Source organism: Rheinheimera fenheensis (assembly GCF_039871805.1).
In the GTDB taxonomy this organism is placed as follows: domain Bacteria; phylum Pseudomonadota; class Gammaproteobacteria; order Enterobacterales; family Alteromonadaceae; genus Alishewanella; species Alishewanella fenheensis.
Genome location: NZ_JBDPJM010000011.1, coordinates 118,903 through 133,189, shown reverse-complemented (window position 1 = coordinate 133,189; position 14,287 = coordinate 118,903). Strand labels below are relative to the sequence as shown.

Annotated in this window: 14 protein-coding genes and 1 tRNA gene; 3 read left to right on the top strand and 12 right to left on the bottom strand. The window is 50.6% G+C overall.

Going from position 1 to position 14,287, the window contains the following annotated elements; genetic code table 11:
* Positions 1–107: 107 nt before the first annotated feature.
* Positions 108–183, bottom strand: a tRNA-Val gene (locus ABGI61_RS14565).
* 200 nt (positions 184–383) lie between these two features.
* Between ABGI61_RS14565 and gltX the strand changes: the two genes are divergently transcribed.
* Both gltX and ABGI61_RS14555 read left to right on the top strand, forming a co-directional pair.
* Positions 384–1,793: a glutamate--tRNA ligase gene (gltX, locus tag ABGI61_RS14560; RefSeq protein WP_347602318.1), complete on the top strand. Its 1,410-nt coding sequence runs from the start codon at positions 384–386 to the stop codon at positions 1,791–1,793.
* A 166-nt stretch (positions 1,794–1,959) separates the two neighbouring features.
* Positions 1,960–2,757, top strand: coding sequence for a DUF481 domain-containing protein (locus ABGI61_RS14555; RefSeq protein WP_347602316.1), 798 nt, complete (start codon positions 1,960–1,962; stop codon positions 2,755–2,757).
* 27 nt (positions 2,758–2,784) lie between these two features.
* Here the strand turns inward: ABGI61_RS14555 and ABGI61_RS14550 are convergent, their stop codons facing one another.
* Both ABGI61_RS14550 and ABGI61_RS14545 read right to left on the bottom strand, forming a co-directional pair.
* Positions 2,785–3,774 (bottom strand): 2-hydroxyacid dehydrogenase, encoded by a 990-nt coding sequence (locus ABGI61_RS14550; RefSeq protein WP_347602314.1) that lies wholly within the window; start codon positions 3,772–3,774, stop codon positions 2,785–2,787.
* 70 nt (positions 3,775–3,844) lie between these two features.
* Positions 3,845–4,324, bottom strand: coding sequence for a glutathione peroxidase (locus tag ABGI61_RS14545; protein ID WP_347602312.1), 480 nt, complete (start codon positions 4,322–4,324; stop codon positions 3,845–3,847).
* Between the two features lie 86 nt (positions 4,325–4,410).
* Here ABGI61_RS14545 and ABGI61_RS14540 point away from each other — a divergent pair, with 86 nt between their 5' ends.
* The gene (locus ABGI61_RS14540; RefSeq protein WP_347602310.1) at positions 4,411–5,292 is read left to right on the top strand and encodes an NAD(P)-dependent oxidoreductase; all 882 of its coding nucleotides are present in this window, start codon (positions 4,411–4,413) and stop codon (positions 5,290–5,292) included.
* On the opposite strand, the gene ABGI61_RS14535 is transcribed toward ABGI61_RS14540, so the two are convergent.
* The 9 genes from ABGI61_RS14535 to ABGI61_RS14495 form a co-directional block, all read right to left on the bottom strand.
* Positions 5,281–5,742: an RES family NAD+ phosphorylase gene (locus ABGI61_RS14535; RefSeq protein ID WP_347602308.1), complete on the bottom strand. Its 462-nt coding sequence runs from the start codon at positions 5,740–5,742 to the stop codon at positions 5,281–5,283. The genes ABGI61_RS14540 and ABGI61_RS14535 overlap by 12 nt on opposite strands.
* Positions 5,742–6,191, bottom strand: a complete 450-nt coding sequence (gene parS / locus ABGI61_RS14530) for a type II RES/Xre toxin-antitoxin system antitoxin (RefSeq protein ID WP_347602306.1) — start codon at positions 6,189–6,191, stop codon at positions 5,742–5,744. Before parS ends, ABGI61_RS14535 begins: the two co-directional genes overlap by 1 nt.
* A 114-nt stretch (positions 6,192–6,305) precedes the next feature.
* The gene (locus ABGI61_RS14525; RefSeq protein ID WP_347602304.1) at positions 6,306–6,968 is read right to left on the bottom strand and encodes a CoA transferase subunit B; all 663 of its coding nucleotides are present in this window, start codon (positions 6,966–6,968) and stop codon (positions 6,306–6,308) included.
* Positions 6,969–6,978: 10 nt separating this feature from the next.
* Positions 6,979–7,680 carry a CoA transferase subunit A gene (locus ABGI61_RS14520; RefSeq protein ID WP_226766841.1) on the bottom strand — a complete coding sequence of 234 codons (702 nt, stop codon included), beginning with the start codon at positions 7,678–7,680 and terminating at the stop codon, positions 6,979–6,981.
* Between the two features lie 21 nt (positions 7,681–7,701).
* The gene (locus tag ABGI61_RS14515) at positions 7,702–8,616 is read right to left on the bottom strand and encodes a hydroxymethylglutaryl-CoA lyase (protein ID WP_347602301.1); all 915 of its coding nucleotides are present in this window, start codon (positions 8,614–8,616) and stop codon (positions 7,702–7,704) included.
* Positions 8,613–10,610, bottom strand: coding sequence for an acetyl/propionyl/methylcrotonyl-CoA carboxylase subunit alpha (locus tag ABGI61_RS14510; protein WP_347602299.1), 1,998 nt, complete (start codon positions 10,608–10,610; stop codon positions 8,613–8,615). The genes ABGI61_RS14515 and ABGI61_RS14510 overlap by 4 nt, the downstream gene beginning before the upstream one ends.
* Positions 10,610–11,410: an enoyl-CoA hydratase/isomerase family protein gene (locus ABGI61_RS14505; protein ID WP_347602297.1), complete on the bottom strand. Its 801-nt coding sequence runs from the start codon at positions 11,408–11,410 to the stop codon at positions 10,610–10,612. Before ABGI61_RS14505 ends, ABGI61_RS14510 begins: the two co-directional genes overlap by 1 nt.
* A 14-nt stretch (positions 11,411–11,424) precedes the next feature.
* Entirely contained in the window at positions 11,425–13,032 is a 1,608-nt protein-coding gene (locus ABGI61_RS14500) for a carboxyl transferase domain-containing protein (RefSeq protein ID WP_440590659.1), read from the bottom strand.
* A 64-nt stretch (positions 13,033–13,096) separates the two neighbouring features.
* On the bottom strand, positions 13,097–14,266 hold the full coding sequence (locus tag ABGI61_RS14495) for an isovaleryl-CoA dehydrogenase (protein ID WP_347602295.1): 1,170 nt from the start codon (positions 14,264–14,266) through the stop codon (positions 13,097–13,099).
* Positions 14,267–14,287: the final 21 nt, after the last annotated feature.

The following is a 14,287-nucleotide window of genomic DNA, read 5'->3' as shown; positions in this document are numbered from 1 at the left end:
GATTGTACTGGGTTCGAACCAGTGACCCCCGCCTTGTAAGGGCGGTGCTCTCCCAGCTGAGCTAACAATCCATGGGATATCAATTTTTAATCAAACACTTTTAAGATTGGTGGATTGTACTGGGTTCGAACCAGTGACCCCCGCCTTGTAAGGGCGGTGCTCTCCCAGCTGAGCTAACAATCCACGCTGTTTGATGGCGCTCATTATAGGGAGCATGTTTTAGCTGTCAACATTAATTTGCCAAACACGGTTTGCTTGCTGTAAAAGTAGACACTCTAACGCTGGCGCCGCTAAAAACCCGCCGCTTAGTCCTACCATAGCGGGTGCATCCGTTAAGCAGCATTGTTACAATACGCGCAATCTTGCACAGTGGTGGATAAATTATGTCTCTTGTTACCCGTTTTGCTCCAAGCCCGACCGGTTATTTACATGTTGGTGGTGCCCGTACGGCGTTATTCAGTTGGTTATATGCGCGCAAACATGGCGGAAAATTTATTCTGCGTATTGAGGATACCGATTTAGAGCGTTCAACGCAGGAGTCGGTAGATGCCATTTTAGAAGGCATGCAGTGGTTAGGGTTGGATCATGACGAAGGCCCGTATTACCAAACAAAGCGTTTTGATTTATATAAAGAGGTCGTTGCGCAGCTGTTGGCAGAGGGTAAAGCGTACAAGTGTTTTTGTACGGTAGAAGAAGTTGACGCCATGCGCGAGGCGCAAATGGCGGCTGGCGAGAAGCCACGTTATAACGGTATGTGGCGTGACAGAACAGATCACCCAAGCGATAAGCCTTATGTTATCCGCTTTAAAAACCCGCAGGATGGCGTGGTCGTTATCGATGATATGATTAAAGGCCGTATCGAGATTGCTAATGCAGAACTGGACGACCTGATCATCGCCCGCAGTGACGGTACGCCAACCTATAACCTGACAGTAGTGGTTGATGACTGGAAAATGGGCATTACCCACGTGATCCGTGGTGATGACCATGTGAATAACACGCCACGGCAGATGAATATTTTGGCGGCATTAGGTGCTGATATTCCTAAATACGCCCATGTGCCAATGATTCTAGGTGATGATGGTAAGCGCTTATCTAAGCGCCACGGCGCTGTCGGGGTGATGCAGTACCGTGACAATGGCTTTTTGCCTGAGGCGCTGCTGAATTATTTGGTGCGCTTAGGTTGGTCGCATGGCGACCAGGAAATTTTCAGTAAAGATGAGCTGGTACAACTGTTCGATTTAGACAGCTGTAACCGCGCGCCTTCGGCGTTTAACACCGATAAACTGATTTGGTTAAACCAGCACTATATGAAAACGCTGCCGCCAGAGCAGGTGGCAAAGCAGTTAGAGTGGCACCTAGCCGCACAGCAGCTGGATATTACTAATGGCCCGGCGCTGACAGAGCTGGTAAAAGCCCAGGCAGAGCGGGTGAAAACGCTAAAAGAGCTGGTTGAAGTAAGCCGTTATTTTTACGAAGACTTTAGCGAATTTGACGCTGAAGCAGCCAAAAAACATTTACGTCCGGTGGCGCTGGAGCCTTTACAGGCGGTACTGACTAACTTGTCAGCATTGACTGAGTGGTCACAAGAGGCAATCCATCATGCTATTAACGCTACGGCTGAGCAATTAGGCGTAGGTATGGGCAAAATTGGTATGCCGCTTCGGGTAGCGGTAACCGGTGGTGGTAACTCGCCTGCATTGGACATTACGCTGTCACTGATTGGCAAAACGCGCAGCCTGGCGCGGCTTGAACGCGCTATAGAGTTTGTAAAGCAGCGGGCCAGCGAATAGCCAGACGACAATCGTTGAATGGTGCAGATCTTCAGCTCAGCGTCGCTGGGCTGAAGCAATTAAATTGATACAATTAAGCGGCGAGTCAGCAAGGAAGCAAATAATAACAAGCCAGATGCACTATCACTCATGGGTAAACCGCTAACAGGAGTTACACAACGATACAATGCATGTTTCTATAATCGGTGTCGGTATCGCGCTGATGTTAAGTTTGTTTGGGGTGCAAGCGTCAGAAACTGCCAGTCTGCCAGACACTGAAGAGCCGTTACAGCCAATAGGCTTTTTCGGTACCGTCACTGGCGATGTTGAACTGGGGTTTCTGCTAACATCGGGCAATACGGATGCTTTTGCTATTCGTGCTAACAGCGAGCTGGTGCACGAGCTGGAGTATTTTCGTAACCGTTATCAGCTACAGAGTTTACTGCAGAAGAGTAATATCAATGACGTAAACAGTGGTGAGCAAAACCGGGTCACTACGGCTAGTCGATATAGTTTTACCGGTCAGAGTAACTACAAACTCGTCACTGGCAGTGAATCGGTATTCGGCCGCGGTGCTTATGCTTATGATAAGTTTGGTGCTTTTACACAGCAAGCATCCTTGGCCGTGGGCTACGGTAACCGAATTTACGAGCAGGGGACTAATTATCTGGATTTAGAAACCGGTCCCGGTTTTGCTCAGCAAGAGAGTGCGGCTGGTATTCGGCGCAGTGGTGCTATTTGGTTTTTAGCGGCCAATCTGGATTATAAGTTGTGGGACAACAGTAGCTTTCGCCAAAGCCTGGAGAGTGCCGTGTCACTGGACGGTGAAAACTCGACGTTGCTCAGCCGTAGCAGTTTGACAGCAAAAGTAGCTGATAAACTGTCGATGCGATTTAACTTTGTTGTGCGCTACAACTCAAGACCAGAGGCTAACCTGCGTAAGACCGATGTCGAAACTTCAGCATCGCTGGTGTACACCTTCTGACCACAGCTGGGCGCAATATTGCGCCTACTAATTCACCAATTCGTTGCCAGTGGTGGTATTGCTGGCAAACGCCAACAGGTTATCGCTGGTTACGGTACTGATTTCCTGCAATGCTTCGCGAGTGAAAAACGCCTGATGGCCAGTAATAAGCACATTAGGGAAGGTGAGCAGCCGTTTGAAAATCTCATCATCGATAACTTGCTCTGACAGGTTTTCAAAAAACAGATCTGCCTCCTGTTCGTACACATCCAGCCCAAGATAGCCAATTTTACGGTTCTTCAAGCCATCTATTACCGCCTTGCTGTCTAACAATGCACCACGGCTGGTGTTAATCAGCATAACGCCATCTTTCATACTGCCGATGCTGTAGTGGTTAATCAGGTGTTTAGTGTCGGGCGTCAAAGGGCAGTGTAAGCTTATGATATCGCTTTGTGCATAGAGTTCAGCCAGTGATACATAGTGCCCACCTAATTCACTGATAACGGGGCTTTGCTGAATATCATGGCACAACAATCTGCAACCAAAACCGTGTAATATACGAGCTGTTGCCTGGCCTATGCGGCCGGTGCCAATTAAGCCCACGGTTTTGCCAAACAGATTAAAGCCGAGCAAGCCGTCCAGGGCAAAATTGTCATCGCGTACTCTGTTGTAGGCTTTATGTAATTTTCGGTTAAGGCACAGCATCATACCAATGGTGTGCTCAGCGACGGCTTCGGGCGAATAGGCTGGTACTCTGGCCACGCGAATGCCTAGTGCTTTGGCGGCATCCAGATCGACATTATTAAAACCCGCGCAGCGCAGTGCCACCATCTCAATGCCCATTTCAGAGAACTGTTGTAGCACTGCGGCATTAACATCATCATTGACGAATACGCAGACAGCATGGCAGCCTGCGGCCAGTTTGGCACTTTCGTTGTTTAAACGGCTGTCAATGTAGCTAAAATGCAGGCTGCTATCGGCCCATTGGCTAAAACCATCGCGGTCATATTTTTTTGCACTAAATACGGCAACTTTCATGGCATATCTCCCATAGTATGCTGCTTAGCTTAGCGGAGTTTGCCCTAATGCATTTAGCGCTGGATCAAATTTATAGCAATTCTTCTATGGCGCTGGTGATAGCCGACGGTTTGGTGCGCGGCGCATAGCGCTTAACCACATCGCCGTCTTTATTTACCAGAAACTTGGTAAAGTTCCACTTGATAGCGCGGGTTTTCATTAAACCGCGGGCGCTGTCTTTTAAGTGTTCAAATAATGGTGAAGCATCAGGGCCATTCACTTGTAATTTGGCCATCACCGGAAAACTCAAACCATAGTTAAGCTGACAAAATTGTTGGATTTCAGTATCACTGCCCGGTTCCTGGCCACCAAACTGGTTACAGGGAAATGCCAGTATCACCAGCCCTTTGTCGTGATATTTTTGGTGCAGCTGTTCCAGCTCTTCGTACTGTGGGGTAAAACCACACTTGCTGGCGGTATTGACTATCAGCAGTACCTTGCCACGATATTGGCTTAAGTCGACTTCGCTGCCGTTAGCGTCTGTGATCTTGTACTGGTGTACATTGGCCATGCTGCTTCCTTATTTAAATGCTTTTCATTGTCTACGTAACTTTGTAAGCTTTGCGCCACACTATGTCACAGGTTTAAGTCATTAATATGTCAATTCAAAGTAACAGTAAAGTCGCTTTTATCGGTTTAGGTGTGATGGGCTACCCAATGGCGGGCTATCTGCAGCAAAAAGGTTATCAGGTGACGGTTTATAATCGCACCAGCGCCAAAGCGGAGAAGTGGGCGGCGCAATATGGTGGTAATTGGGCCGCCACACCAGCTGAAGCCGCCAAAGGTGCTGCTCTGGTATTTATGTGTGTCGGTAATGATAACGACGTACGCTCTGTGGTGTATGGCGAACAGGGTGTATTGGCTGTTATGTCTGCAGGTAGTGTACTGATTGACCATACCACCGCCTCCGCTGAATTGGCACGTGAGCTGGCCACCGCAGCAGCGGCTAAAGGTGTGGGCTTTTTAGATGCGCCGGTATCCGGCGGTCAGGCCGGGGCTGAAAATGGCGTATTAACGGTAATGATTGGTGGCGAACCAGCCGATATGGCCAAAGCTGAAACCGCTATTATGAGCTTTGCCCGCTGTGCAAAACTATTGGGGCCTGCAGGCTCTGGGCAGCTTGCTAAGATGGTAAATCAGATTTGTATCGCCGGTGTGGTGCAGGGCCTGGCAGAAGCGCTTAACTTTGCGCAGAACGCCGGGCTTGACGGTGCAGCGGTGGTGGAGGTGATCTCCCAAGGTGCAGCATCATCCTGGCAGATGCAAAACCGCTCACTGACTATGCTAGATGGCAAGTACGATTTTGGTTTCGCCGTTGACTGGATGCGTAAAGATTTAGGCATAGCACTGAATGAAGCGCGGCAAAATGGCAGCCATTTACCACTGACCGCACTGGTTGATCAGTTTTACAGCGAAGTGCAGCAGATGGGCGGTGGCCGCTGGGATACCTCCAGCTTACTGGCACGGTTAAAGCGTTAGGCGCGGATCGGGCAGAAAGTCCAGCTCTGTCGCGGTGCTGATACAAGCCTGGTAGGCGGCATGAGCTGGATTTAACAGGATATTTTGTTCACGCGGTGCTATTACACTTGGCACCGCCAATGCCAGGCTGGCACTTTGAGATAGCCAGTCGTCACCAATACGCGCACTGTCAGCTCCTGCTGGTTGTTGGCGCCAGCTTGGTGGCAGGTTGGTTAAACTCACCGTCAGCAGCTGCTCTGTATTAATTGCCAGTTGGAATAACCGGTATTGTTTTAGCGCGGCGCGGTTATTTAAATGCACCAGAATTTCTAAAATAGCCAGCGCTTCAGAACCTGCAGTATAAACGCAGCTTTGACCTTTGCTGTTCCAACGCCCGCCATAAAGCCTGGCACCCTCACCGTCAAACGCCTGATCAGCCCATTTTTGATGCACCAGACGGTACAAAAACATCAGGCAAATACACCGTGCTCTACGCGGCCGATTAAATCTAAAATGGCCTGAGTTTCGGCTGTGGTGCCCAGCATATCAAGCGGGGCTTTATCGCCCAGGCCATATACCGGCTCGGTCAGCCAGTGTTTGGCGGCAGCCATATCATTGGCAAACAGCGTGTTAGCGGCGACTAACACCGTCGCAAAGCGGTGCAAGCGGTCGCTTTCATCCTGCGTAAATTTCCCCAGTTTCGCTCGCCTAGCTAAAGTGGCCGGTGCAAGCTGGCAGATTTGCGCCAGCTGCTTTTTATCCAAACCGGATATCAGCGCCAGTTTATCAAAGATGCTGTAGCTAAAGCCCTCGTGCAGCGCCTGATATAACTTTGGCCCACGTTCAGCAATGCCAAGCTGTTGCCACAATGAAGGTGACTGATAAAAAGAGGGCGTAAATTCCCGCACCAGCGCTGTCATAGTATCGCCTTTATCAAATGATTTATTTGAAGTTTATCAGTTGATTTTGAACTGGTCAAAGTAACGGCAATAAAAAAGGCGCTGAAGCGCCTCTTTTTCTGTCAGTGCTGCGGTTTAAGCGCTAAATACCATCTCTGGCACATCGCCGTCGATAATCAGTTTACCGGCAGTTTTCTGCTGAATTTCTTCAACCGAGATACCCGGTGCACGTTCTAACAGGTGGAAAGCACCGTTACGCACTTCCAGCACCGCTAAATCGGTAACGATTTTCTTCACACAACCGACACCAGTCAGTGGCAGGGTACAGTTATCCAGTAACTTACTGTTGCCGTACTTGTCGGCGTGCGTCATGGTCACCACAATATTCTGTGCACCGGCCACTAAGTCCATCGCACCGCCCATACCTTTTACCAGTTTGCCCGGGATCATCCAGCTGGCGATGTTACCGTTTTGGTCGACTTCAAAAGCGCCCAATACGGTTAAATCAACATGGCCGCCGCGGATCATGGCGAAGCTTTCGGCTGAACTGAAAATCGCCGCGCCTTTAATGGCGGTAACAGTTTCTTTGCCGGCATTGATCATATCGGCATCGATTTCATCTTCAGTCGGGTAGGGGCCCATGCCCAGCAAACCGTTTTCGGATTGCAGCATGACTTCCATACCTTTTGGTACATAGTTCGCTACCAGCGTAGGGATACCGATACCTAAGTTTACGTAGTAGCCGTCTTTAAGCTCTTGCGCCACGCGCATGGCAACTTGTTCACGAGATAAAGCCATTGTTGCCTCCTTAACCTTGACGGACCATGCGACGTTCAATGCGTTTTTCAAAGTTACCTTTGATCACGCGCTGCACATAAATCCCCGGTGTATGAATTTGTGATGGTTCCAGCTCGCCCGGTTCAACAATTTCTTCTACTTCGGCCACGGTAATTTTACCGGCGGTTGCCGCCATCGGGTTGAAGTTCATTGAGGTGTGGCGGAACATCAGGTTACCGTAGCGGTCGGCTTTCCAGGCGCGCACGATGGCAAAATCACCGGTGATCGACTCTTCCAACACGTAGTTACGGCCTTTAATTTCACGGGTCTCTTTACCTTCAGCAACGGGTGTACCGTAACCGGTGGCTGTGAAAAATGCCGGAATGCCGGCACCGCCAGCGCGCATTTTCTCAGCCAAAGTGCCTTGTGGCGTCAGTTCTACTTCCAGCTCGCCATTTAATAATTGCTTTTCAAACAGGGCGTTTTCACCCACGTAAGAGGCAATCATTTTCTTAATTTGCTTATCTTCGAGCAAAATACCCAGGCCAAAACCATCTACGCCGCAGTTATTCGATACTACGGTGAGATCTTTGGTTTTCATTTTCTTGATCTGAGCAATTAAGCCTTCCGGAATGCCGCATAAGCCAAAGCCACCCGCGATAACGGTCATACCGTCTTGCAGGCCTGCCATGGCGTCTTCGTACGAATGTACGACTTTATTAAACCCTGCCATTTGAAATCCTCTACGCGCTTTTTAACTGTTAGTTTGCGTGCACTTGGCCTTTAGCGCCAATCCTACTTTAGAACTAGGTTGCTTGCCGAGCTTGTCGGTAATAAACCAGCCGGCCTGGGCCAGGGCAGTTAAATCGATACCGTGTGAAATGCCAAGCCCGTTCAGTAAATACACCACATCTTCGCTGGCAACATTGCCTGACGCACCCGCAGCGTAAGGGCAGCCACCCAAACCGGCTACGGCGCTGTCGATAACAGCGATACCGCGGCTTAGCGCCACGTAAATATTGGTTAACGCCTGACCGTAGGTGTCGTGAAAGTGCACAGCCAGCTTATCTTTAGGCACTACAGCGAGTACGGCATCGAGCATGGCATTGACTTTATCCGGCGTGCCAACACCAATGGTGTCGCCAAGCGAAATTTCGTAGCAGCCCATATCTAACAGGGCTTTGGCTACGCGCGCGACATCTGTCGGCGCAACATCGCCCTGATAGGGGCAGCCGACCACACAGGAGACATAGCCGCGCACGTTAATGCCGTCGGCTTTGGCGGCATCCATAACTGGTGCGAAACGCGCTAAGCTTTCACTGATTGAGCAGTTGATGTTCTTCTGGCTGAACGCTTCGGATGCGGCGCCGAAAATGGCGACTTCGGTTGCCGCAACGGCTTTTGCTGCTTCATAGCCTTTTAAATTTGGCGTAAGCGCAGCGTAGGTAACACCGGCCTTGCGGGTAATGCCGTTAAATATCTCGCCCGAGTCCGCCATTTGCGGTACCCATTTCGGTGAGACAAAGGCGCCGCTTTCAATATAGCTGTGGCCAGCGGCGGTTAGCATATTGATCAGGGTGACTTTGTCGCTGGCCGATACCGTGCTTTCGTTTTGCAGACCATCACGCGGGCCCACTTCTACGATGCGCACCCGTTTGGGAAAACTCATGCTTCCTCCGGCGAGAAATCAACCAGCTCGGCGCCATCTTTAACCAGATCGCCAGCGCTATAAAACACTTCATTCACTACGCCATCTTTTGGCGCTTTGATGGCGTATTCCATTTTCATGGCTTCCATGATCACCAGCGTCTCGCCGGCTTTTACGCTGCTGCCGGCTTTTGCCATCACGGCGACAATAGTGCCGTTCATCGGCGCGGTTAAGCTACCTGCGTGATCGCTTCCTTCTACTTCGGTGGCGACTTTAGTCTGGTAGATAAAGTCGTAGCGCTGGTGCTTTATAAACACGCTGATGGTGTCCTGATATTGGCTTACGCGCACCTTGGTACGATGATCGCCTAATACTGCGCTTAGCTCATCACCGTTTAGCTCGGCCAGGCAGCAAAGCTGCTGACCTGCTACTTCAACCACATAGTGCTGCTGTAGCTGCTGAACTTTGATACTCGAGCTAACTTCGCTGCTGCTATCGCCGTGCTTTAGACAAATATCCACGGTTGGCGTTTCGTTAATACGCCAGCCGTGGCTAAACTGCCAGGGGCTGGTAGTAGTACAGGCTTGCGGTGGCGCTTTTTTCTTCTCAAGAATAAATAGCGTGGCCAGTACCAGTGCCTGATTATCTTCTTTATTGGCCGGGGCAAATAAACTTTGCTGATGCTTATTGATAAAGTTGGTATCAAGCTCGGCAGCTTTAAACGCCGGGTGCTCAGTTAAGCTGGTTAAAAAGCCCAGGTTAGTGGTAACGCCGGCAATGCGGTAGTCATCCAGTGCGCGCAGCATACGGGCGATAGCGCGATCGCGGCTTTCATCCCATACAATCAGCTTGGCAATCATCGGGTCGTAGAATGGCGACACTTCATCGTTTTCTACTACGCCGGTATCAACGCGCACATGGCGGTTCGCTTCCGGCTGGCGTAAATAGGTGAGCTTACCGGTCGCAGGTAAGAAGTCATTGTCCGGATCTTCCGCATAGACGCGCACTTCAATAGCATGGCCATCCAGTTGGATATCAGCCTGACTAAGCGGCAAGGGCTCGCTGGCGGCGACTAACAGCTGCCACTTGACCAAGTCCTGACCGGTGATCATCTCGGTAACCGGATGCTCAACCTGCAGACGGGTATTCATCTCCATAAAGTAGAACGAGCCGTCTTCGTCGAATAAAAACTCCACCGTACCCGCACCACGGTAATCAATGGCTTTGGCGGCTTTAACCGCTGCTTCACCCATGGCTTTACGTTGTTCGCTGCTGAAGTTGGGCGCTGGTGCTTCTTCAATGACTTTTTGGTGACGACGCTGAATAGAGCAATCACGCTCTGCCAGGTATACGGCATTGCCGTAGTTATCGGCAAACACCTGAATTTCAATGTGGCGCGGTTTGGTCAGGTAGCGCTCAATCAGCATCTTGTCGTTACCAAAACCGGCTTTAGCTTCGCGCCGCGCACTGGCCAGCGCATCGGCAAACTCTTCGGCTTTCCAAACCACACGCATGCCTTTACCACCACCACCGTAGGCGGCTTTTAACAGCTGCGGGTAGCCAATACGCGCTGACTCGCTCTTAAGTAAATCATCCGCCTGCTCATCACCGTGATAGCCCGGTACCAGCGGTACACCAGCTTTGGCCATAATCTCTTTGGCGGCACTTTTTGAGCCCATGGCGGTAATAGCACCCACCGGCGGGCCGATAAATACCACGCCAGCCGCTTCACAGGCTTTAGCAAAGTCTTCGTTTTCAGATAAAAAACCATAACCGGGGTGGATGGCTTCTGCGCCGCTTTGTTTAGCGATAGCAATGATTTTGTCGCTACGCAGGTAAGAGTCTTTGCTTGGTGCCGGGCCCAATAAATAGGCTTCATCAGCCATGCGCACATGGCGGGCATTGGCATCGGCTTCTGAGTAAACCGCTACGCAGCGAATACCCAGTTTATGAGCGGTGTCGATAACGCGGCAGGCAATTTCACCGCGGTTGGCGATAAGTATTTTACGAAACATTATGCGTCTTCCTTGCCAAGCCAGGCCGGTTTACGTTTCTCTAAGAAGGCGGTTAAGCCTTCCTGACCTTCTGGCGATACCCTAATTTCAGCAATCGCCTGCTCGGTATGAGCGATTACGTTGTTGCTGATCTTACGGTTATAAATATTATGAATAAGCGATTTCGCGGCCGTCATGGCGGCAGGGCTGTTTTGCAGCATGGTGTTAATCAGGCTTTCTGCCACATCGCTCATTTCGCCCTCGCTGACCACTTCATGTAGTAAACCGAGCTTTTTCGCTTTTGGCGCCATAAAACGCTCTGCGGTCAGGAAATAACGCCGGCTTTCACGCTCGCCAATAGCGCGCATAACGTAGGGGCTTATCACCGCGGGGATAAGACCTATGCGTACTTCGCTTAAACAGAAGCTGGCATTTTCCTCCGCGATGGCAATATCGCAGCAGGCGACTAAGCCCAGTGCGCCACCAAAAGCGGCGCCTTTTACCAGTGCCATGGTCGGTTTGGGAAATTTATCTAACCGGTGCATCAAGGTGGCAAGTTCAGCGGCATCATTCAGATTTTGCTGATAGTTTTTCTGCGCCATCGAGCGCATCCAGTTTAAATCGGCACCGGCCGAGAAGTTTTTGCCATTACTGGTCAGCACTAACACCCGAACATTGTCGTCATTGGCTAAATCACGCAACACGGCAATAAGTTCGGCAATCATGGCGTCGTCGAAGGCGTTATGTACTTCGGGGCGATCCAGAGTTAAGGTTGCTACGCCACGCGCATCGATATTCACTTGTGTGTAAAGCTGGTTCATGGTTATTCCCTTAATTACATCCTGAATACGCCAAAACGGCTCTCTTCAATCGGTGCATTTAGTGCGGCGGCTAATGCCAGGCCAACTGTCATCCGGGTTTGCGCCGGGTCGATAATGCCATCGTCCCATAACCGGCCACTGGCGTAGTAGGGGTGCCCCTGCTTTTCATACTGCTCGATAATGGGCTTCTTCAGTGCCGCTTCGGCATCACTTGATAGTGTTTCACCTTTACGGGCTAAACCGTCTTTGGTCACCTGCGCCATTACGCCTGCAGCTTGTTCGCCACCCATTACTGAAATACGCGCGTTTGGCCACATCCACATCATCGTCGGGTCGTAAGCTCGGCCACACATACCGTAGTTGCCGGCGCCGTAACTGCCGCCGATTAACACGGTAAATTTCGGCACTTTGGCACAGCTTACGGCCATGACCATTTTTGCGCCGTGCTTGGCGATACCTTCGGCTTCATACTTTTTACCCACCATAAAGCCGGTGATGTTTTGCAAGAACAGCAGGGGTATTTTGCGCTGGGCGCACAGCTCAATAAAGTGTGCACCTTTTTGTGCGGATTCCGAGAATAAGATCCCGTTATTGGCGACGATGCCTACCGGATAGCCGAAAATGCGTGCAAAACCGCACACCAGGGTTGCGCCATAATATTGTTTAAACTCATCAAAATCTGAGCCATCGACAATACGGGCAATCACTTCTTTTACATCGAACGGCTTACGTAAATCGGTACCGACAATGCCGTACAGCTCTTTGGCATCGTACAGCGGCTCTTGCGCCGGTTTAATATCCATTTGCTCTGGGGCAGGGCGGTTTAAGCGTGATACCGCATTGCGGGCCAGTTGCAGTGCATGCTCGTCATTTAACGCGTAGTGGTCAGCCACACCAGAGATTTTACAGTGTACATCAGCACCGCCCAGTTCCTCGGCAGAGACTTCTTCACCCGTGGCCGCTTTTACCAGCGGTGGACCCGCCAAGAAGATCGTACCTTGCTCTTTAACGATAATGCTTTCATCAGCCATCGCTGGTACATAGGCACCACCGGCGGTGCAAAGGCCCATTACCACAGCAATTTGCGGAATGCCTTTGGCAGACATATTGGCCTGGTTGAAGAAAATGCGGCCAAAGTGCAGCTTATCCGGGAATACTTCATCCTGACGTGGCAGGTTAGCGCCGCCTGAATCGACCAGATAAATACAGGGCAGGTGGCAGCGCTCGGCTATTTCCTGAGCGCGTAAATGTTTTTTCACTGTCAGCGGGTAGTAGGTGCCGCCTTTGACCGTAGCGTCGTTGGCGACAATCATACACTCAACGCCACTGACACGGCCGATACCGGCTACCACGCCTGCGCTGGGAACGTAATCTTCATAGCATTCCCAACCGGCAAACTGACCAATTTCTAAAAATGGCGAGCCAGGGTCGAGCAGTTTTTGAATACGATCGCGTACAAACAGCTTACCGCGTGACGTATGGCGTGCAATCAGCGCTTCACCGCCGCCGAGTTTTATTTGCTGTACTTTGCTTTGCAGATCATCAACTACTGCCTGCATGGCAGCAGCGTTTTTTTGGAAGTCCTCAGAGCGAGGGTTTACTTTTGAGGTAATTCTGGTCACTTAAGTCACCTTTAACCGGGCCTGCAGGCCCGGTGCAGAATAGCTGGAAAGGTTTGTTGTGCGTTTAGTTTGATTCGGTAAACAATTCCCGGCCAATCAGCATACGGCGGATTTCCGAGGTGCCGGCACCGATTTCGTACAGCTTGGCATCACGCAGTAAACGTCCGGTAGGGTACTCGTTAATGTAGCCGTTACCGCCTAATAACTGGATTGCATCCAGCGCCATTTGGGTTGCCAGCTCAGCGGCATATAAGATCACGCCAGCAGCGTCTTTACGCGTGGTTTCGCCGCGATCACAGGCTTTAGCCACCATGTAAACGTAAGAGCGTGCTGCGTTCATGCGGGTATACATGTCTGCCACTTTACCCTGAACCAGTTGGAACTCACCGATAGACTGGCCAAACTGTTTACGGTCGTGAATGTACGGTACCACTACGTCCATACAAGCTTGCATAATACCCAGCGGGCCGGCAGACAATACCACACGCTCGTAGTCTAAGCCGCTCATCAGTACCTGTACGCCACGACCAACCTGGCCTAATACGTTTTCTTGGGGTACTTCACAGTCTTCAAATACCAGCTCACAAGTGTTTGAACCGCGCATGCCCAGCTTGTCTAGTTTCTGCGCCTGGCTGAAACCTTTAAAACCACGCTCTACGATAAAGGCGGTAATACCTTTGCTGCCAGCGTTGACGTCAGTTTTGGCATAGATCACATAGGTGTGTGCATCCGGACCATTGGTGATCCACATTTTGTTGCCGTTTAAGATGTACTTGTCGCCTTTTTTCTCAGCGCGCAGTTTCATGCTAACCACGTCTGAACCGGCGTTTGGCTCGCTCATCGCCAGTGCGCCAATGTGTTCGCCAGAGCACAGCTTTGGCAGGTACTTCATTTTCTGCTCTTCAGTGCCGTTGCGGAAAATCTGGTTTACACACAGGTTAGAGTGAGCGCCGTAAGACAGTGCAACAGAAGCAGAAGCACGGCTGATTTCTTCCATGGCGATAACGTGCTCTAAATAGCCTAAACCTGAGCCACCGTATTTTTCATCTACGGTGATACCCAGCAGACCTAAATCACCGAATTTGCGCCATAACTCGTTCGGAAATTCGTTCTTCTCATCGATTTCAGCGGCGCGAGGGGCAATTTCGTCGCGGGCGAAGGCATTTACCTGCTCGCGGATCATGTCCACTGTTTCGCCTAGATCGAAGTTAAGGCCTTTGTAACTGCTAATCATGGTCTATCCCCGTTTGCTATG